This window comes from Thermococcus henrietii (assembly GCF_900198835.1).
Classification (GTDB): Archaea; Methanobacteriota_B; Thermococci; order Thermococcales; family Thermococcaceae; genus Thermococcus; species Thermococcus henrietii.
On record NZ_LT900021.1, the window covers coordinates 1,055,388 to 1,072,925 of the forward strand.

General features: G+C 54.1%; 18 protein-coding genes and 1 pseudogene. 11 read left to right on the plus strand and 8 right to left on the minus strand.

The annotated features are described in order from the left end of the window. Positions 1–106 precede the first annotated feature (106 nt). Positions 107–436 (minus strand): annotated as a pseudogene (locus CS910_RS05880) (FAD-dependent thymidylate synthase); the annotation flags it as partial. Between the two features lie 218 nt (positions 437–654). Here CS910_RS05880 and argF point away from each other — a divergent pair. The 3 genes from argF to CS910_RS05895 all read left to right on the plus strand — a co-directional run bounded on the left by argF (position 655) and on the right by CS910_RS05895 (position 4,035). After that, complete coding sequence (gene argF / locus CS910_RS05885; protein ID WP_099210223.1) at positions 655–1,602, plus strand: ornithine carbamoyltransferase; 948 nt, start codon at positions 655–657, stop codon at positions 1,600–1,602. 156 nt (positions 1,603–1,758) lie between these two features. Beyond that, a complete protein-coding gene (locus tag CS910_RS05890; protein WP_099210225.1) occupies positions 1,759–3,078 on the plus strand; it encodes an ATP-binding protein in 1,320 nt (439 codons plus the stop codon). A gap of 27 nt (positions 3,079–3,105) precedes the next feature. Continuing rightward, a complete protein-coding gene (locus CS910_RS05895; RefSeq protein WP_099210227.1) occupies positions 3,106–4,035 on the plus strand; it encodes an NOL1/NOP2/sun family putative RNA methylase in 930 nt (309 codons plus the stop codon). Here CS910_RS05895 and CS910_RS05900 read toward each other — a convergent pair. From CS910_RS05900 to CS910_RS11895, 4 genes are all read right to left on the minus strand, one after another. Next, positions 4,032–5,018, minus strand: coding sequence for a hypothetical protein (locus tag CS910_RS05900; protein WP_099210229.1), 987 nt, complete (start codon positions 5,016–5,018; stop codon positions 4,032–4,034). The two genes, CS910_RS05895 and CS910_RS05900, sit on opposite strands and share 4 nt — an antisense overlap. Beyond that, complete coding sequence (locus CS910_RS05905; RefSeq protein WP_099210231.1) at positions 5,018–5,590, minus strand: metallophosphoesterase; 573 nt, start codon at positions 5,588–5,590, stop codon at positions 5,018–5,020. The genes CS910_RS05900 and CS910_RS05905 overlap by 1 nt, the downstream gene beginning before the upstream one ends. 286 nt (positions 5,591–5,876) lie before the next feature. Beyond that, positions 5,877–6,404, minus strand: a complete 528-nt coding sequence (locus tag CS910_RS05915; protein ID WP_158523813.1) for a hypothetical protein — start codon at positions 6,402–6,404, stop codon at positions 5,877–5,879. Further along, positions 6,401–6,781, minus strand: a complete 381-nt coding sequence (locus CS910_RS11895; protein ID WP_158523815.1) for a hypothetical protein — start codon at positions 6,779–6,781, stop codon at positions 6,401–6,403. Before CS910_RS11895 ends, CS910_RS05915 begins: the two co-directional genes overlap by 4 nt. A 102-nt stretch (positions 6,782–6,883) precedes the next feature. On the opposite strand from CS910_RS11895, the gene CS910_RS05920 reads away from it, so the two are divergent. The 8 genes from CS910_RS05920 (at position 6,884) to speB (ending at position 13,803) form a co-directional block, all read left to right on the plus strand. Then, positions 6,884–7,957 carry a saccharopine dehydrogenase family protein gene (locus CS910_RS05920; RefSeq protein ID WP_099210237.1) on the plus strand — a complete coding sequence of 358 codons (1,074 nt, stop codon included), beginning with the start codon at positions 6,884–6,886 and terminating at the stop codon, positions 7,955–7,957. Beyond that, positions 7,935–8,597, plus strand: coding sequence for a 16S rRNA methyltransferase (locus tag CS910_RS05925; protein ID WP_099210239.1), 663 nt, complete (start codon positions 7,935–7,937; stop codon positions 8,595–8,597). The genes CS910_RS05920 and CS910_RS05925 overlap by 23 nt, the downstream gene beginning before the upstream one ends. A 95-nt stretch (positions 8,598–8,692) precedes the next feature. Further along, the gene (locus CS910_RS05930; protein ID WP_099210241.1) at positions 8,693–10,072 is read left to right on the plus strand and encodes a sodium-dependent transporter; all 1,380 of its coding nucleotides are present in this window, start codon (positions 8,693–8,695) and stop codon (positions 10,070–10,072) included. A gap of 67 nt (positions 10,073–10,139) precedes the next feature. Further along, the gene (locus CS910_RS05935) at positions 10,140–10,550 is read left to right on the plus strand and encodes a translation initiation factor IF-5A (protein WP_099210243.1); all 411 of its coding nucleotides are present in this window, start codon (positions 10,140–10,142) and stop codon (positions 10,548–10,550) included. 55 nt (positions 10,551–10,605) lie between these two features. Beyond that, positions 10,606–11,151, plus strand: coding sequence for an adenine nucleotide alpha hydrolase family protein (locus CS910_RS05940; protein ID WP_099210245.1), 546 nt, complete (start codon positions 10,606–10,608; stop codon positions 11,149–11,151). Between the two features lie 9 nt (positions 11,152–11,160). Continuing rightward, positions 11,161–12,438 carry an ArsB/NhaD family transporter gene (locus CS910_RS05945; RefSeq protein WP_099210246.1) on the plus strand — a complete coding sequence of 426 codons (1,278 nt, stop codon included), beginning with the start codon at positions 11,161–11,163 and terminating at the stop codon, positions 12,436–12,438. Positions 12,439–12,447: 9 nt separating this feature from the next. Further along, positions 12,448–12,894 carry a universal stress protein gene (locus CS910_RS05950; protein ID WP_099210248.1) on the plus strand — a complete coding sequence of 149 codons (447 nt, stop codon included), beginning with the start codon at positions 12,448–12,450 and terminating at the stop codon, positions 12,892–12,894. Between the two features lie 39 nt (positions 12,895–12,933). Next, positions 12,934–13,803, plus strand: coding sequence for an agmatinase (speB, locus tag CS910_RS05955; RefSeq protein WP_099210250.1), 870 nt, complete (start codon positions 12,934–12,936; stop codon positions 13,801–13,803). On the opposite strand, the gene CS910_RS05960 is transcribed toward speB, so the two are convergent. The 3 genes from CS910_RS05960 to CS910_RS05970 form a co-directional block, all read right to left on the minus strand. Then, a complete protein-coding gene (locus CS910_RS05960; RefSeq protein ID WP_099210251.1) occupies positions 13,798–15,123 on the minus strand; it encodes a cation:proton antiporter in 1,326 nt (441 codons plus the stop codon). The two genes, speB and CS910_RS05960, sit on opposite strands and share 6 nt — an antisense overlap. A gap of 149 nt (positions 15,124–15,272) precedes the next feature. Further along, a complete protein-coding gene (locus CS910_RS05965) occupies positions 15,273–16,988 on the minus strand; it encodes a chloride channel protein (RefSeq protein WP_099210253.1) in 1,716 nt (571 codons plus the stop codon). A gap of 5 nt (positions 16,989–16,993) precedes the next feature. Then, complete coding sequence (locus CS910_RS05970; RefSeq protein ID WP_099210255.1) at positions 16,994–17,464, minus strand: hypothetical protein; 471 nt, start codon at positions 17,462–17,464, stop codon at positions 16,994–16,996. Between the last annotated feature and the right edge of the window lie 74 nt (positions 17,465–17,538).

A 17,538-nucleotide genomic window follows, 5' to 3' on the forward strand; every position in this document is an offset into this window, starting at 1 on the left:
TCGCTATTTGCCACGACGAGAGACCATCTTCAATGTACCATTTAACGATCTCCTCTTCTTGGTTTATACTGAGCTTACAGTGCGGGTTTCTCTTCTCTCCAGATGGCTCGGGCAGTTTGTACTCCTTTAGGTTCGCGGAAGAAACGAACTGATACCTCTGGCTCTGCTGGGTGTAGCTTGCTATTCTGTGACGAACAAGTTGATGCGAACAAACACGAGAACAGCCCTCAATTGAGAACGTCAGAACAGCGTGCTCGAGTATGGACTCGTGGCCGTAGCCGAGAACCCTCGGGAGGTGCATCTCGACGTCCGTTTTGGTGATTCGCTCAAAAGCCTCGCTCTCCCATTCGTCCCAGTAGCTTATGAGCGCCGACCATGTGACGGTTTCAAGGGGCTTTTTCGTATAATTGACGAGCCTGACCCTGATTCCATTCATGCCGAGAATCACCAACGAGCAAAGGTGCCCGACCTTATTAGGTTTGCTTTGACGCGGGGGAGTTAAAGTGATGGTTTCTTTAGTGCTTCTTCATGCCCAGTTTTGGTCTACGTTTGGAAAGTGAGAGGCGAGGTGACTTCAAATAATTTCAGGAAAACCGATGTTTTTCCGACGAAAGGGTTATTAAATTCAGGGGCCAGCCTTAAACGGTGATGCACATGGTGGTTAGCCTTGCCGGAAGGGACGTTCTCTGCCTCCAGGACTTCACGAAGGAGGAAATTGAAACGGTTCTCAAGACCGCCGAGATGATGAAGATTTGGAACAAGATTGGAAAGCCCCACCGCGTTCTCGAGGGCAAGACCCTTGGAATGATTTTCCAGAAACCCTCGACTAGAACCCGCGTCAGCTTTGAGGTCGGTATCTACCAGCTTGGAGGTCTGGGACTCTACTTCAGCGCCAACGACCTCCAGCTCAGGCGTGGTGAAACCATAGCCGACACCGCGCGCGTTCTCAGCAGGTACGTTGATGGAATCGTCGCTAGGGTCTACGCCCATAAGGACGTTGAGGATCTCGCCAAGTACGCGAGCGTTCCGGTGATAAACGCGCTCAGCGACTTCAGCCACCCGTGCCAGGCCCTGGCGGACTACCAGACCATCCTCGAGAAGAAGGGCCGCATAGCCGGCCTCAAGGTCGTCTACGTCGGTGATGGAAACAACGTTGCCCACTCACTCATGATAGCCGGAACCAAGCTTGGAGCGAACGTCGTCGTCGCCACCCCCGAGGGCTACGAACCCGACGAGAAGGTCATAAAGTGGGCCGAGGAGAACGCGGCCGAGAGCGGTGGCTCGTTCGAGCTCCTCCACGACCCGGTTCAGGCCGTCAAGGACGCGGACGTCATCTACACCGACGTCTGGGCGTCGATGGGCCAGGAAGCCGAGGCGGAAGAGAGGAGAAAGATATTCAGGCCGTTCCAGGTCAATAAGGAGCTCGTCAAGCACGCCAAGCCGGACTTCATCTTCATGCACTGCCTCCCGGCCCACAGGGGAGAGGAGGTTACCGACGACGTCATAGACGGCCCGAACAGCGTCGTCTGGGACGAGGCCGAGAACAGGCTCCACGCCCAGAAGGCCCTGATGGCCCTCATCATGGGCGGGATAAAGGTCTGACGCCTTTCCCCTCTTTTCTACCTAATGATTTTTGCCAGTTGTGAAAGCCGTCTTTTATAAACCTTGCAATTTATGAAAGTGGTCTTTCACAAAAGGTGCAGTTTGTGAAAGTAGGGTTTCACAAACCTTATAAGTTATGAAAGCATACTTTCACACATGACAGTCAAGATTGTTAAACTCATTAGGCACAATCCCTGGTGGAAGGGGGAAGGCTGGGAGCGAGAAGACCCAAACCTCTCCCGTGTGGGAGAGATTATTCCCAGAAAGGAAATCGAGATACAAAATGGTTCGATAACACTTCTCCGGGGAATCCGCCGGGCTGGAAAGAGTTTCTACGTCAAGACCCTCGTGAAGAAGCTAATCTCAGAAGGGATACCCGCTCAGAGAATAGTCTACATTCCCTGCGACAGGTTCACGCGAAGAGAAGTTAGAGGTTTTATCAACGAGCTGAGGTTCAGACACGGCAAGCTTTACGTCTTCCTCGACGAAATAACTTATCTAGAAGGCTGGCGCCTCCTCCTCAAGGAACTCGGTGAAGAAGGAGTCACTACAGTCGCGACCGGCTCAAATCCTGTGGAGATAAAGAGGGAGGCGGAACTTCTACCGGGGAGGGGCATAGAGGGGAACGAGTACTACTTCAACCCCCTCAACTTCAGGGAGTTTGCGCGCTTCATGAACCCCAGACTGCCCGATGTCTCATTCAGGTACAGTGAGCCTGATGTTGATAACATCTTTCCTTGGTACGAGGAACTTGAAGGGTTGTTTTACGCGTACCTCCTCACAGGGGGTTTTCCAGAGGCCGTCTTAGATTTCAAGGCAACGAAGGTCGTTGGAGAGGAGCGCTACGAGGAGATAATAAGGCTGGTCCTCGGTGAGATTGCCAAGTCCGGAAAGAGCGAGGAGACTGCGAGGGAACTGTTGGAGGCCGTTTTCAGGCTCAGGGGCAACCGCGTTGATTACGTGACCCTCGCGGAAGAAGTTGGCGTTTCCCATCCCACGGTCAGGGATTACCTTGCGACCCTTGAGAGCGCGAGGGTGATTTACACCCTTGAGGCCTGGGACGTGAGCAGAAAGAGGTATGCCCATCGGAAGGAGAAAAAGATAGTCTTCCAGAGCCCCCTCATAGCGACGGCCCTTGCGGTGTATCTCGGAGACGACCCCGTTGAGTTCGTTGAGGGGAACATCGAGTGGCTCGTCGAGAACACCGTCGCCTCTCACGTCATCTGGCACCTTGAGGAACCCCTGTTGAGGGAAAAGCACTCCTTCGCGGGGTTCTACTACGACAGGACCAAGGAGTGCGACCTCGTGATAAAAGAACGCGGAAAGTTCTTTGGAATCGAGGTCAAGTACGGAAAAGTAAAGCGGAATACCTACCCATTCCCAGTGATTTACCTCTCGAAGGACGAGCTTGGAGATGACACCGTTCCGGTATCGCTCTACCTCTACGGCCTGAAGAAGAGCCGGAAGTCAATATGATTTTAAACCCCACCCCCAACTCCCCACATGCTCGAAAAGTTGTTTTCCCTTGGCTACTCCAAGACCTTCGCGGAGCGCTATTACGAACTCTGGGGAGAGCGGGCCTTAAGCATAGCCGAGGCGATGGAAAGGCCCCTGCCAAGGTGCTTCCGCGTAAACACGCTCAGGATAGAGGTTCCTAAGCTCACCAAGCTCCTCAACAAGAAGGGCTTCCAGTTTAAGAGGGTCCCCTGGACGAGGGAAGGTTTCTGCCTGACGAGAGAACCCTTCTCAATTACCTCCACGCCCGAGTATCTGAGCGGTCTCCTCTACATCCAGGAGGCCAGCTCGATGTACCCGCCGGTTGCCCTCGAACCAAAGCCCGGTGAAACCGTTGCGGACATGGCTTCCGCCCCGGGCGGAAAGACGAGCTATCTGGCCCAGCTAATGGAAAACGAGGGCATTATCTACGCCTTCGACGTCGGCGAGGACAGATTAAAGGAGACCCGGCTCAATCTCTCGCGCCTTGGCGTTACGAACACCGTTCTCTTCCACCGCTCTTCGCTCTACATAGAAGAGCTTGGCGTTGAGTTCGATAAAATCCTCCTCGATGCCCCCTGCACCGGCTCCGGGACAATACACAAGAACCCCGAGCGGAAAGCTAACAGAACGATGGAGGACGTCAAATTCTGCCAGAACCTCCAGATGAAGATGCTTGAGAAGGCTTTGAGCGTCCTCAGAAGGGGCGGAATCCTGGTTTACTCCACCTGCTCGCTCGAGCCGGAGGAGAACGAGTTCGTAATCCAGTGGGTTCTCGATAACTTCGACGTTGAACTGCTTCCCCTCCGCTACGGTGAGCCGGCCTTAACGAGGCCCTTCGGAATCGAGCTGAGCGAGGAAATAAAGAAGGCGAGGCGCTTCTATCCCGACAGACACGGGACGAGCGGTTTCTTCGTCGCGAAGCTCAGGAAGCTTTAGCCTTCTCTTCTTCCCCTATCGGTTTCCCCAAGGAGCCTCTCCTCTACCTCGTGGAGCTTTTCCCTGACATCGTCGCTTAGCATCTTCTCAAGTTCAGCCCTTGCTTTCTCGGCCAGCTCGAACTTCGACTTGAACTTCCCGAGTTTCACCCAGTCTATCTTCTTGCCCTCGACGAAGACGTCTATGTCGCAGAGCCTCTTGTAGCCCCTGTATTCAAGCCCCTTCAGCAGGAACTTCACGCGGAGCGGGTCTTCCCACGTCAGGAGCTTGAGCCGATAAACGGGAACGCGCATGAATGGCCTCGGGTAGTCCCAGTCCCAGCCCTCGCCGACGATAAAGCCGAGGTCGAGGTCCTCTATGATGAGAATCAGCCTTTCAATGTTCTCCTCGTAGCGTCTCTCGGTGTCGTAGAGCTTTATCGTTATCTCGTTCCACTCGGGCAGGAGCTTGAAGAGCAACAGTGGCGTATCAATCAGCAGTTCCCGGTAAACGCTCAGGAAATCCTTTTTCACGAGGACCGCCCCTTCAACGTCCTCCGGCCCTATCGGCGAGCTCAGCTTTTTCCTCGTGACCGAAATCACAGTGTCGCAGGCCTCGCCAAGGTTCAGCGCGTCAAGCTGGCTCATTACCTCCCCGTTGAACTCCTCCGCGAGCAACTTCAGGGCCTCGTCAACCTTCTCCGGGACGCGGAGGAGGATTATCGTGCTCTCAATCTCGACCCTCTCAACCGGCAGGTCGCTGTTCACTATCTTAGCGAGAACGACCTTGGCTCCCCTCCTTATCAGGAAGCCCGTGTCCGGTGGCACCGTTTTGGTCTCCTCCGGTGGCGTCACGAGTAGTATCGTTTCAAACTCACTGCTGTCCCTTATCGCCTGCTCTGTTGGAATCTCCTCAACGCCAAAAAGCTCCCGAATTCCGGATTTTAGTTTCTCAACGTCCCCCCTCAGGAACACGATTGAGGGGCCAAAGCGCATGAGCCTCATCACAACCCCCTCCTGAGCTTGTAACCCCTAGCCGTGTCGGTACCCACGGGGTAATCCACCTTCACGACCCTCCCGCTCGGCAGGAAGATGAAGTTGACGCCGAGAACAGCGTTCAAACCCCTTGGAATGACCTTGAAGTTGTGGCCGTAGAGCTTGAAGTCGGCCTCTTTATCGGCAACGTCTCGCCAGCAGTGGCCGAGGGCGAAGGTTCTCCCGCCAATCTCGACGACGCTTCCCGGCTCGACGACACTTTCACTGAAGAACCGCCTCAAAAGTTCCGGGTCGTCTTCGTTGCCGGGGACGATGTAGAGCCTGGCACCGGAGCCCTTGAGAACCCGTGCGAGCTTCCGCAGACCTGCCTCGTAGGCGGGCTTCAGGTCGGGTCTCCGTTCGAGCTTGACGTTGTCCACCAGGTCCCCGGTGTGGATTATCACGTCCGGTCTCTGCTCGTCTATAAGCTCCTCAATGAACCTGTAAACGCTCTCCGGCGTGTCGCCTATGTGCATGACGAGGGTCTCCTCTGAGTTTCCCCTGAGCTTTCTAAGCTTTCTCCTCCTCAGGAAGCCGAGCATGGAGAACACTAATAGAGGTTGGCAGGTTCAGGTATATTATCCTTTTGACATAGAAACCTCAGTGCGAGCAAACCTGCAATCCGACAGACCATGAAGAAGGCCGTCGAAAAGACCACCAGCCGAACGGAATTCAAGAACAGTCCCCAGAACAGGACTGAGGGAAGATACGGTGTGAAAAGGACGTTGCCAAACGGCTTTGGGTTAATCTCGGAGATATCCCCTTTCATCTCAGCGTCGTCCATAATCTTTGAGAGTTCATGGAGGATGTACACTCCAAACAGCACAATCAGAAAGAGACTGCCAAAGGCGAAGAAGCTGTTGGCCGTTTAAACGCCCAGAAGAATGTGAAGGCTACAGTTGCTCCCGAGAGCATGAGAATGACGTCGCCCATGAGCTTTCTCCTCTCGAGAGGGGCAAACGTGGTGGTTCTGTTTATGATGGAGAGCCATATAACTAGATAACCCGCCTCAAAAAGGATGAACAGCCCGATTTGAGTGGCAAGGCTTGAATAAGTGATAAATGGGAATATTAGGAAACTAAAGAAAAACGCCATTGTGGAAGCTACACCTGCAAGCAATCTATCGGGAATGGCGATTCCAGTCAGAAGCGCAAGGAGAATTCCGAGCAGGAAAGGTGTCCTCAGCAGAAGTCCAGCAATTAGCTTTGGCCATTCAATCTCAATGGGGACTAATCCCTGCCAGTAAACCTCAATAAATTGTGTGCCATTTACTTCCGGAGAACTGAACAAGAGTTCTGAGGGTATGCCTACGTTAACAGCATGATTGCCTTTCATTTCCCAGAGGGCTATTTTCACAACATTATATCTGAAATCGAAGCGCAGTTTAACAGGGATAGTTGCCCCAGGAGGATATGTGTGATTTTCCACATTAAGAGCCATCTGAAATGTCCAAGAAAACGGACCCGTAACGTTGAGCTGTTCAGGATAGATGTCTGCCCATTTGGGGTTAGTGATACGTTGGTTGGGTTGGTAATGTATCCCCTGCAGACCCCTTCTGCAGTCGGCTCGATTCCCCATCCCTGCTCATAAACGGCGGTAACCCGTATTGGAGAGCAGTTTAGCGTTGCGTTGACCTTGTATACGGAAGGCATTTTATCCGCGCCTACTGGAAGTGCAAGCAGTAGGATTAGCAACACTCCGAGACCGAGTCCCAGTGCGGTTCTCGCGTTCATCGTCCTCCATGTTTCTTACCGGAGAGCGCTTATAAATTTTTACTTCTGGTAGTATCATGCAAGCCTTATTAAGCTCCACATTAACTTATTCCGGTGTCCAAAATGAAGGTTCTCGTTCTCGGCGCCGGAAACGTTGGAAGGGCTATAGCGTGGGATTTGAGGGACGAGTTTGACGTCCACGTCGCCGACCTCAGCGAGGAGAGGCTGAAGGCCGTCTCCGAGTTCGCCACACCGCTCAAGCTCGATGCCTCTCGCTTCGACAGGCTCGTCGAGGCAATGAAAGGATTCGAGCTCGTTATTGGTGCACTGCCCGGCCGCTTCGGCTATTCATCAATCAAAGCCGCGATAAAGGCCGGCGTTGACATAGTGGACGTCTCATTTATGCCCGAGAACCCGCTAGAACTCCGTGAGGAAGCTGAAAACGCCCAGGTTACAGTGATATTCGATGCGGGCTTCGCCCCCGGACTGAGCCACATCCTCATGGGCAGAATCTGGAACGAGCTCGATGACATGAGCGAGGGCTACATCTACGTTGGTGGCCTTCCAAAAGAGCCGAGACCGCCACTCTATTACAGAATTACATGGTCACCTAAGGATTTAATTGAAGAGTACACCCGGCCGGCGCGGGTTATACGGGACGGCGAAGTTAAAGAGATAGACCCGCTCTCTGAGGTTAAGACCGCCGAAATAGAGGGCTTCACCTTCGAGGCCTTTCCGAGCGACGGCCTGAGGAGCTTGCTCGAGAGCGTGAGGGTCGGGAGGCTTGAGGAGTGGACGCTCCGCTGGCCGGGACACCTTGAGAAGATGAAGGTCCTTAGAGAGCTTGGATTCTTCAAGGAGGAACACGTTGACAAGACGCTCGAGGTCATAAGCCCGCTGATGACCTATGAGAGTCCCGATTTCTCGATTATGAAAGTTATCGGAAGCGAGCCCGGAAGGACGATAAGCTACACCCTCTACGATGAGGAGAGGGAATTCACCTCGATGGCGCGCGTAACGGGTTACACCGCCTCCGCTATAGCGAGGCTTGTAGCCGAGGGAAGCTGCATCTTCGGCGTCATTCCGCCCGAGATTCTCGGCATGCGCATAGACACCTTCAGGAGAATTCTCGACGACCTTGAGGAGAGGGGAATAAAGCCGAGGAGGGATGAGAATGCTCCATCTGGTGATAGCTGATTCGGAGCTTGAGCTCGTGCCAAAATCGATAGTGGAGCATCCAGCCGTTGTGAACTACGCGAGGAGGAGGGGCAAGAAGCCGGAGGAAGTGATACTTGAGAGCAGTTACCACCACGCGGCGCTCAGGAAGCTCGAAGACGGTGAGAGGCGCGGAAGACCGGACATAGTGCACATCTGCCTACTCAACGCTCTGGAGAGCATAGCCAACAAGGAGGGGAAGCTCCGCGTTTACGTCCACACGAGGAACGACGAGGTGATATACATAAAGCCAGAGACGAGGCTTCCAAGGAACTACAACCGCTTCTTGGGCTTAATGGAGAGCCTCTTCAAGAACGGGGTCGTTCCAAAGGATTTAGCTCTACTCCGCATCGAGAAGAAAACGCTGGGTGAGCTCGTGGAAGAAATAGGTCCCGACGGGGTCTTCGTGATGCACGAGGAAGGGGAGCTAATGAAGCCGAGGGACTTCGGCGAGGTTTTAGCGGGGCTGGAGAAACCGCTCGTAATCGTTGGCGGCTTCCCGCACGGGGACTTCAGGAGCTCCGTTGAGGGAAAAAAGGTTAGCCTCTACCGCGAGCCCCTGATGGCGTGGACGATTGTAAACGAGATATTGGTAAATTTCGAGGCCAATCTACTCCTTTGAATTCCATTTCCGTTATTGAACGTCTAGCATGCCACAATGTTTTTATATAATCCTTACATTTCGCCCTTGAGAATCATAGAATAGGGGTGTTTGCAATGAGGAAGGTAAACATAATGATGGCCCTGCTCATTACGGGCTACATCCTCGGTGTGTGGAGTTTCTTAGTGGTTCCAAAGTACTACATGGTCTTTGGTCTCAAGGGCTTCCTGATTTCGCTGGTTCCAGCTGTAGTTGCCCTGTTCCTGGCATACAATGAAGCCCAGAGCACCAAAAAGACGAGATATCTTATATACGAGCTGTTCTTCAAGGTTGCGAGGACCCCCGCGGTGATATTCACCCTGCTGATGTTCTTGCTTGTAATCCTTGGTGTTACGGCCTATGCCTCTGGCTGGGGTCTCGTATACCTGTTCGGTGGCAACACCACGTACACCGTCCCCTTTGCAATCCTAACGATTCTCCTTGCGGCACTCCTCCTCATGCTGGCCAAGGGCAAAACCCTTGAATTCATATCCGGAATCTCCGTTCTGATGATTATCTTCACGATTATCTCAGCGTTCCTTATCAGGAGCAAAGCCCTCAGCGTCGTTACTTCCCAGCAGGCAACCTACTACATGAATCAGGCGGTCTCCAGCATAACCTCCCTCCACCAGCCCCTCTCGTTTGAGGGCGTGATACTGCTCCTCGCCTCGGTCATAGTGGCGTTCGGTCTCGGTGCTGGAGTTTACTACGTCCTTGGTAGCTTTGCTCCGGAGGACCTCGACTTCAAGCGTGTCCTCCTCGGTGTGTTCATCCTCCAGATAATCCTCAGCTTTGCGGCCGCCTACACCATGGCGTACTCCCTCGGCCCCGCCTTCCAGGCCTTCGAAAAGAGCGTCCACAACCCAAACATGAACGTTGAGCAGAGCTTTAAGCTCTACTCCCAGTTCAGGGCCCTTCAGGCGTACGCGACGAACAGCACCGCACCGCTTCCCCAGTCGGTTAGGGTGTTCTACTTCATCCCACAGGTTCTTAAGGGCAACGTTCCGGGGGCAAGTACAATCACGTTCCTCCTGATACTCTCCTTCTACTTCGCAGGTCTCACCACTATAATCGTCCTCCTTGAGATGGGCACCCAAATGCTCTCAGAAGTCATGCAGCTCGGAAGGACGAAGGGACTCGCCGGCGTTTCCATCGTTGGCATGATTGTCGCGATAGTCATGGAGCTCGGTTCGGCTAAGACGATGTTCTTCACAGTCCCGTTCAGCGTCGGTGCAATAATAGCCATAGCTGAGGCATACCCGGTCCTCAAGTCAGACCTTACCTCCAAAAAGAGCCTCCTGTCGCTTTCCCTGGTGTTTTTGGCGTTCGTTGGTGTATTCTCCCTTTACTACGCCTTCAAGAGCTCAAGCGACGCCGTTAAGCTTGGTGCAGTACTCGGTCTCGTCCTGCTGGTACCCCTTTTGATGAACGGGGTGCTCTTAAAGAGCCGTCGCTGAGCTTTTTCAAAAATTTTTTAAACGCCTTTTCTAACTCCTCCCAGAGCGCTTATGGGAGGTATGAAAAATGGGAGACAAGACCAAGGTTCAGGTCAGCAAGCTCAAGCCCGGAAGGTACATAATTATCGACGGCGAGCCCTGCAGAATCGTGAACGTGACCGTTTCTTCGCCCGGAAAGCACGGCTCCGCCAAAGCCAGGATTGAGGCCGTTGGAATCTTCGACAGAAAGGTCAGGAGCATCGTTAAGCCGACCAGCGCGGAAGTTGACGTCCCGATTATCGACAAGCGCGTTGGTCAGGTCATAGCCATAACCCCTGACACCGTCCAGATTATGGACATGGAGACCTACGAGCTCTACGACGTTCCAATCGAGACTGGCGTCGAGGACGAGGTCAAGGACCAGCTCAAGGAAGGAATCACCGTCGAGTACTGGGAGACCCTCGGCAGGATTCAGATTAAGAAGGTCAGGGGCGAGTGAGCCCCTCCCACACAACCTTTTAAAGGCCTCTTCTCGATAAACTTAGGGTGTTGCCATGGTAAACTTCAGTGAGCTTGTTCTCCGCAAGTTCAGAAACATAGCGGGCTCTCGCTACGAGGAGATACTCAAGGCGTATCAGGAGTTCTTCCTAACCGAGGAGGAGCTTCAGATTCCGGTGGTAACCTCGATTCTTCTCATCCTGGACAGGTTCTCGGGCAGGGTTCCAAACGAGGTTTTTGATGTCCTCTCCGCTTACCCCGGTGCAAGGGTTGACGTGGTCTACCTTATAGACGAGGGGCTGTTCGCGTTAATCCGCGACACCCTCGGCGAAAATGAGGCAGAGGAGTTCCGCAGAAAGGAGGAAGCCCTTGGGAGGGAGATGATAACCCTGGCGGAGAGGGCTCTGAGCGAACTTGGCCTCGACTACTCGGTTGAGATAACGTTCGCCGACAAGGTTGAGTTCGTTGAAAGGGAGAGCGAGGAAAGGGATTTGCTTGTTCTCTCAAGGCACTTTGGCTCCGAGAGCGTGAAGACCCACAAGGTCAGCCCAGTTGTTTTCAGAATCGTCCAGGGAATTAAGAAACCCGTAATCGTTTACTGAGGTGGTATCATGAACGCCCAGGAGATTATAGCGCTCGCAGTGTTCCTTGGGGTTTACGCCTTCATCATAACCGAGAGGATTCACAGAACGGTCGCCGCGATGGTCGGCGCGAGCGTTATCCTGCTTGTAGGCATAGTACCCTGGGAGAAGGTCCCCGAATACCTCGACCTCGGAACGATTCTCCTCTTGGCCGGAATGATGGTCGTCGTGAACGTCTCCCGCGAGAGCGGGCTCTTCGAGTACATTGCCATAAAGACTGCAAAGTTCTCAAAGGGCGACCCCATGAAGGTTCTCCTGCTGTTCTCGGTCGTTACCGCGGTTGTGAGTGCTTTCCTTGACAACGTCACCACTGTTCTACTGCTCACTCCAATGCTCCTCTACATAACCAAGAAGATGAACGTTAACCCGGTTCCTTTCCTGCTCGCCGAGATATTCGCGTCCAACATAGGCGGAACAGCGACGCTAATCGGCGACCCCCCGAACATCATGATTGGCTCCGCCGCGAAGCTCAGCTTCAACGAGTTCCTGAGCAACATGGGGCCGATAGCGGTCGTTGACCTGTTCGTGACGGTAGCCATAGTTTACCTCGCATACAGGAATACGATTAAGGTCAGCCCGTCGAAGAGGGCCGAGATTGAGAGGCTGATAATGGGAATGGACGAGCGCGATGCGATACGTGACAGGGAGCTCTTCAGGAAGTCGGTGATAATAATCCTTGGTATCGTCTTGGGATTCTTCCTTCACGACACTATGGGCGTTGAGCCGGCGGTCATAGCGCTCCTCGGCGCTTCTGCGATGCTCCTCTGGAGCGGTTTCTCGCCGGAGGAGGCCCTCGAGAAGGTCGAGTGGGCGACGCTCTTCTTCTTTGGAGGGCTCTTCCTAATCGTTGGAGCCCTAGTCGAAACGGGGGTTATAGACGCGCTCGCCGACAGAATCATCGGGCTCATTCACAGCGAGGCCCAGGCAATATTCGTAATCTCGTGGTTCTCGGCGATATCGAGTGCAATCGTTGACAACATTCCCCTCACGGCTACAATGATTCCGCTGATAAAGGCGATGGGTTCGAGCATGAACACATATCCTCTCTGGTGGGCGCTCTCCCTCGGCGCCTGTCTCGGAGGAAACGGTACCGCTATCGGTGCGAGTGCCAACGTTGTCGTCATTGGAATAGCTCACAGAGAGGGAATTAGAATAACCTTCGGCGAGTTCCTGAAGGTTGGCGCCGTGATAATGTTCTCGACAGTTTTGGTGGGGAGTTTAATGCTCTGGATTAGGTACGGACTGTGAGGTGGTGGTATGAAGATACTTGTCCTTGTTGATGGTTCGAAGTGGAGCCAGAAGGCGGCCCTGCATGCCTTCGCCATAGCGAGAGGCAAAAACGCGAAGGTCGTCCTTTTCTCGGTTCTCGACAGGAGGGAGGCGAGGGCCATAGCGTTCCACGCCAGCGTTCGGAGCGGAAGCCTTGAGGAAATCAAGCGCTTTGAGGAGACCCTGTGGGAGGAAAACAAAAGGAGCATAAAGGACCTGCTAACGACGCTCCTCGAACTCGGCCAGCGCGAGGGCGTCAACTGCGCCTTCAAAATCGTCGAGGGACCGGCCAAGGACAGAATCCTTGAGGAAGCGAACTCGGGCTACTCCCTCGTCGTCATGGGCGCCTACGGAAAGAGCGGAAAGACGAGGATAGGCTCGCTCCTCGAGGAGGTCGTCGGTCACATTGAACCGCCTGTGATGATTGTGAGGTAGCTTTAAAACCCCTCTTCCAATTCCGGGCCGGGTGGTGGTATGGAGTTCCTCTACACCTACGAGACATTCAAGCTTGAGCTCCCCCTCACGGAGCCCGAAAAGGCTAGGTACGTTATACTCGGGGTTCCCTTCGACGGGACAACGAGCTACAAAGCTGGAGCGCGCTTCGGGCCGGCGCTGATACGACAGGCGACGCTGAACCTCGAGAGCTACGTACTGGACTACGACCTTGACATAGCCGAACTCCCGATAGCGGACATCGGTGACGTCGCGGTCGTCGCCGGTGACCCGAGGAGAACCGCCGACAGGGTCAGGGAGACGATTGAAGAGCTTAAGCGGGCGAACCCGAACGCGATACCGATACTCCTCGGCGGGGAGCACTCCCAGACGCTCGGAGCGGTTGAGGCTTTAAGACCCAAAAGCTACGTTGTCTTCGACGCCCACCTCGACCTCAGGGACAGCTACGAGGACAACCCCTACAACCACGCCTGTGTCGCCAGAAGAATAGCGGAGCTGGAAGTTAAGGAGGCCATGTTCGGAATCAGGAGCGGGACGAGGGAGGAAGTTGAGTTCGCGGAGGAAAGAGGAATCCGCTGGGTTCACGCAAGGGACTATGACTTCGAGTCGTTCGTGGAACTCGTTAGGCCCCTTCCGGAACCGGTTTACCTCTCGGTGGACATAGACGTCTTCGACTTGGCCCTCGTCCCGACGACGGGAACGCCCGAGGCCGGTGGTCTGGGCTTCTGGGAAGTGGTTGAAGCAATCGAATGGTTGGTTGAGAACAAGAGAATAGCGGGTTTCGATATAATGGAAGTCGCTGGGGAAACTATTGGTAACCCGACTGCGTTGACAGCCGCAAAGTTGCTCTTCTACTTCATTGGGGCAATGGAAAAAATGGGGAAGTCATGAGGCCCTTGCCCTCTTCTTCTCGTGGTACTTTCTCATCCTGTCCTCTACCGTTTCTGGCTGGAGGAGCCGGCTCTTGAGGAAGGGCACCCACAGGGTCTCGGTTATGACCGACGCCAGGACAGTGATAACCGTTACCGCGAGGATTACCTCTCCCCAGTAGACGGTCAATGTACTGCTGTGGTATTTCATTGCCAAGCTGAGCGGCAGGGCCGCGAGTGCCGATGGAACGACACCCCTCGGGCCCTCGAGGGCTATGAAGATGTACTCCTTCTTGCCCCACCACTTGAGGATTGGTAGCGCCGCTATCGGCCTGGCGACGAGCATTATGAAGTACGCCACGAGGATTCCGCCCCAGAGGTTGTTCAGCAGGGGCTTGAGATTTAGGCTCGCCCCGAGGAGGACGAATATGAATATCGTCGCTATGGCGGCTATGCTCTCGTTGAAATGAACCTCCTTTTCGATGGCCTTCATGACCTTGTTGAGCACCTGGGGCTTCTCTCTCTTGCTGAAGACCTTATAGTTACCGAGGATTATTCCGGTGGTGGTCGCCACAAGGTAACCCGAAGCTTGGAGCTTTTCGCCAATCATAAAGCCTCCAAAGGCCAGGAAGAGGGAGAAAATCTCAATCTCTGGGAACTCGAATATCTTGGTTTTCTTGATGAACCAGTAACCGAAGGCACCGACGGCTATGCCTACGACTATGGAAACGACGACCTCGTAGAGGAAGTAAACGACCGCCGCACCGTAGACGCCGAGGTGTGAGCTAAAGCTTGCGAAGATGCCGCCACTGGCATTGGGCACGAGCATAGCCACTGCAACGGCCGTGAGGACTATACCGAGGGGGTCGTTGAAGATTGACTCCGTGACTATCGTCGTTTCGATGTCCTGCTGGACGCGGTACTGCCTGAAGAGTGGAATCAACGTGGCCGGGTCGGTTGCGCTTATGATGGCGCCGAAGAGGAACCCGATGAGAAACGGGGCGTGAAAGACGACCGAGAAGAACCATGCCGACAGAAGAGCCGTGATGAGGAGCCCGACAGTGTCGAGGGTTGCTATCGTTGGAAAGTTCCTCTTCAACAGCTTCCAACTCAGGTTGTGGCCCTCCGTGAAGAGAATCATTACCAAACCGAAGACACGAACGTAATCAAAAAGCTCGTGGGCAATGTTCCTTGGTACGAGCGCGGCTATCGGACCGAGTATCATGCCCGCGATTATGAAGAGCGGGACGTAGGAGATGTTATAGCGCCTGCTTATCAGCATGGCAATTATCCCTGAACCCAGCACCGCCACAAGGACCCTCGCAACCATGTCTGTTGTCATGTTACCGCCTCCTTTTTTCTTCGTTTCACGTCTTGTAGGATAGAATTTAAAACTTTCCCCAGGTATTTTTAAGAGTTAGGCATCTCTAACGATAGAGTTTCAGAAAAAAAGGCCGGAACTGGGCGTTTATCCATAGAAAGTTGAACCACTCACCAGAGGTATATCCCCTCGATGGCGTGATAATAGGCTTTGTAGATGTCTTTTTTCGTGACGACACCGAGAAGCCTTCCGGAATCATCCACAACGGGGATGAGGTTCTGGTCGTTCATGAGAATCTTTTCCAACGCGTCCTGTGCCGTCTCCCTCGGCGTTACAACTGCAAAGTTCCTTCTCATGAACCGCTCAACGGGGAGCTTCTTGATGGCGGTTGACTTACCGAGTATGTCGGGAACCCCGATTATGCCAACAACTCGTCCCTCGTCATCCACAACGGGGAGGAAATCGTGACCCGTGGAGGCTATTATGCGCTCAACCTCCATTAGGGGTCTCTTTTCGTAAATCCTGACGACTTTCGTGCTCATTATCTCGTGAACGGCTATTGTCTCCAGGATTAATGGTCTTCCCGTCTTGACTTTGATGCCCTTCCGTTCGAGTTTAATTGTGTACACGGAGGACCCCTTAAAGAATGCCCTCGCCGTCAGGAACGCAACGACTGAGGTCAATGCAACCGCCGGCGAGTAGGCGTAGGTTCCGGACATCTCGGTTATCATAATTATTTGAGTTAGCGGGGCCTGAGTTGCCGCCGCAAAGAAGCCGGCCATTCCCGCTAGAGCGTAGGCCTCGACGTTTGCTGGAGCGAAGTGTGAGACTAGGGTTCCAAAAGCTGAACCGAGCATAGTTCCAATGAAGAGGCTTGGGGCAAAGATTCCGCCGGAGAAGCCGGAGCTTATCGCCAAAAGCGTCGCCGTCATCTTTGCCAGCGCGAGAACAATTAGCATATCAAATGCAAACTTTCCAAGGAGTGCATCCTTTATTCCCCCAAAGCCGATTCCAAAGATACCATCGTGGGGCAGGAGCATTCCGATTAGGCCGATTCCCAGGGCGCCGATGAGGAGGCGGAGCTCGAAGGGGTACTTTTTGGAGAATCTATCAAAGGCGTCGGTGGCCCTGTAGAGAGCCTTCGTGTAAGCGTAGCCAATGAGGCCGAGAACAACGCCGAGGAGGAAATAGAAGGGAATCCCCGCGAGAACGCTTATGTTGGGATTCAGAACCGGAAAGCGGGCCGGATTGTGGAGGACCACGAGGGTTATGGCGTTGCCGATTATAGCGGAGACGAATATCGGGACGAGGTTTATCGTTATTGCACCCATGTAGATGACCTCGAGGGCGAACATTGCTCCGGCCAGGGGCGTGTTGAAGGTTCCCGCGATTCCAGCTGCCAGGCCGCAGGTGGTTATGAGCTTCCTCGCCTGCGGTTTTGGGAGCTTCTCGGCCAGCGCCGAATCGAGGGCCGCACCGATGAACGCGGCCGGGCCTTCACGGCCGAGCGGACCTCCAGCCCCAATAGAAATTGCAGTTGCGAGCGTTTTCAGAAATGCCAGCTTCGCACCAATCTTACCGCTCTTGAAGATTATGCCCTCGATGACCTCGGGGACACCGTTTCCCCTCAACTCGGGGTATTTCTTCACCATCGGCGCTATCAGGAGCGCGCCGAACACAGGGAGGAGAATGTACCCGAGGTTGACCCCGTGGAACTCGTAGGAAATCCTCGGAAGCACGGAGGTGAAAAAGAGGGAGTGGATGACCTCAATCAGCACCCTGAACACGAGCGCACCCACTCCCCCAACTAATCCCGCCAGCGCGGAGATTCCGAGGAGGATTGACCATTTCCTGACGTACTTCTGAAGGTCCCACTCCCCGTTCATAGTCCTCAACCGAAGAAGGCTCCCATCATGTCCATCTGCTCGTCGCTCATGGACTTCACTTTGAACTCGGGCATCTCGGCCTTGAGCTCCTCGTACTCCTCCCCGGTTATCTCCCTCGCCTCACCGTCCTCGACGAGGTAGAAGATGCCGTAGTCAGGGTCGCGGTAGGCCACGAGGAACTTCCCGACCTCAATGTCGTCGAAGTTCACGAAGATGACGTTTCCGCCGGTGTAGGGCTTCCTGCACTTGAAGGGGAAGCTGGAGGAGTTGAGCATCGCATCACCCAAGGCCTGGTTGGCCTTCTCGCCGTTTATCTCGGTCCAGAATGGCCTTCCCTCGAAGTCGCCCTCGACGACGATGAGAAACCTCTGGCCGTCGAGCTCGACTATCGGGGCTCCGCTCTCCTGCAGTATCTTGAAGAGCTCGCCGATGGTTTCCGCGTTTCTCAGAGACGAGACGAATCCCTCAACCTTCATGCCTTTCACCGTTCTCAACTCCAAAATCCGGGTTATAAGGGTTTGGGAGAAGGTTTTTTAGAGGCCCCGAAAAC

Excerpts from the sequence above, each read along its gene's own strand:
- argF (WP_099210223.1), top strand. The coding sequence starts at position 655 with ATGGTGGTTAGCCTTGCCGGAAGGGACGTTCTCTGCCTCCAGGACTTC.
- CS910_RS05890 (WP_099210225.1), top strand. The coding sequence starts at position 1,759 with ATGACAGTCAAGATTGTTAAACTCATTAGGCACAATCCCTGGTGGAAG.
- CS910_RS05895 (WP_099210227.1), top strand. The coding sequence starts at position 3,106 with ATGCTCGAAAAGTTGTTTTCCCTTGGCTACTCCAAGACCTTCGCGGAG.
- CS910_RS05900 (WP_099210229.1), bottom strand. The coding sequence starts at position 5,018 with ATGAGGCTCATGCGCTTTGGCCCCTCAATCGTGTTCCTGAGGGGGGAC.
- CS910_RS05905 (WP_099210231.1), bottom strand. The coding sequence starts at position 5,590 with ATGCTCGGCTTCCTGAGGAGGAGAAAGCTTAGAAAGCTCAGGGGAAAC.
- CS910_RS11895 (WP_158523815.1), bottom strand. The coding sequence starts at position 6,781 with ATGAACGCGAGAACCGCACTGGGACTCGGTCTCGGAGTGTTGCTAATC.
- CS910_RS05920 (WP_099210237.1), top strand. The coding sequence starts at position 6,884 with ATGAAGGTTCTCGTTCTCGGCGCCGGAAACGTTGGAAGGGCTATAGCG.
- CS910_RS05925 (WP_099210239.1), top strand. The coding sequence starts at position 7,935 with ATGCTCCATCTGGTGATAGCTGATTCGGAGCTTGAGCTCGTGCCAAAA.
- CS910_RS05930 (WP_099210241.1), top strand. The coding sequence starts at position 8,693 with ATGAGGAAGGTAAACATAATGATGGCCCTGCTCATTACGGGCTACATC.
- CS910_RS05935 (WP_099210243.1), top strand. The coding sequence starts at position 10,140 with ATGGGAGACAAGACCAAGGTTCAGGTCAGCAAGCTCAAGCCCGGAAGG.
- CS910_RS05940 (WP_099210245.1), top strand. The coding sequence starts at position 10,606 with ATGGTAAACTTCAGTGAGCTTGTTCTCCGCAAGTTCAGAAACATAGCG.
- CS910_RS05945 (WP_099210246.1), top strand. The coding sequence starts at position 11,161 with ATGAACGCCCAGGAGATTATAGCGCTCGCAGTGTTCCTTGGGGTTTAC.
- CS910_RS05950 (WP_099210248.1), top strand. The coding sequence starts at position 12,448 with ATGAAGATACTTGTCCTTGTTGATGGTTCGAAGTGGAGCCAGAAGGCG.
- speB (WP_099210250.1), top strand. The coding sequence starts at position 12,934 with ATGGAGTTCCTCTACACCTACGAGACATTCAAGCTTGAGCTCCCCCTC.
- CS910_RS05960 (WP_099210251.1), bottom strand. The coding sequence starts at position 15,123 with ATGACAACAGACATGGTTGCGAGGGTCCTTGTGGCGGTGCTGGGTTCA.
- CS910_RS05965 (WP_099210253.1), bottom strand. The coding sequence starts at position 16,988 with ATGAACGGGGAGTGGGACCTTCAGAAGTACGTCAGGAAATGGTCAATC.
- CS910_RS05970 (WP_099210255.1), bottom strand. The coding sequence starts at position 17,464 with ATGAAGGTTGAGGGATTCGTCTCGTCTCTGAGAAACGCGGAAACCATC.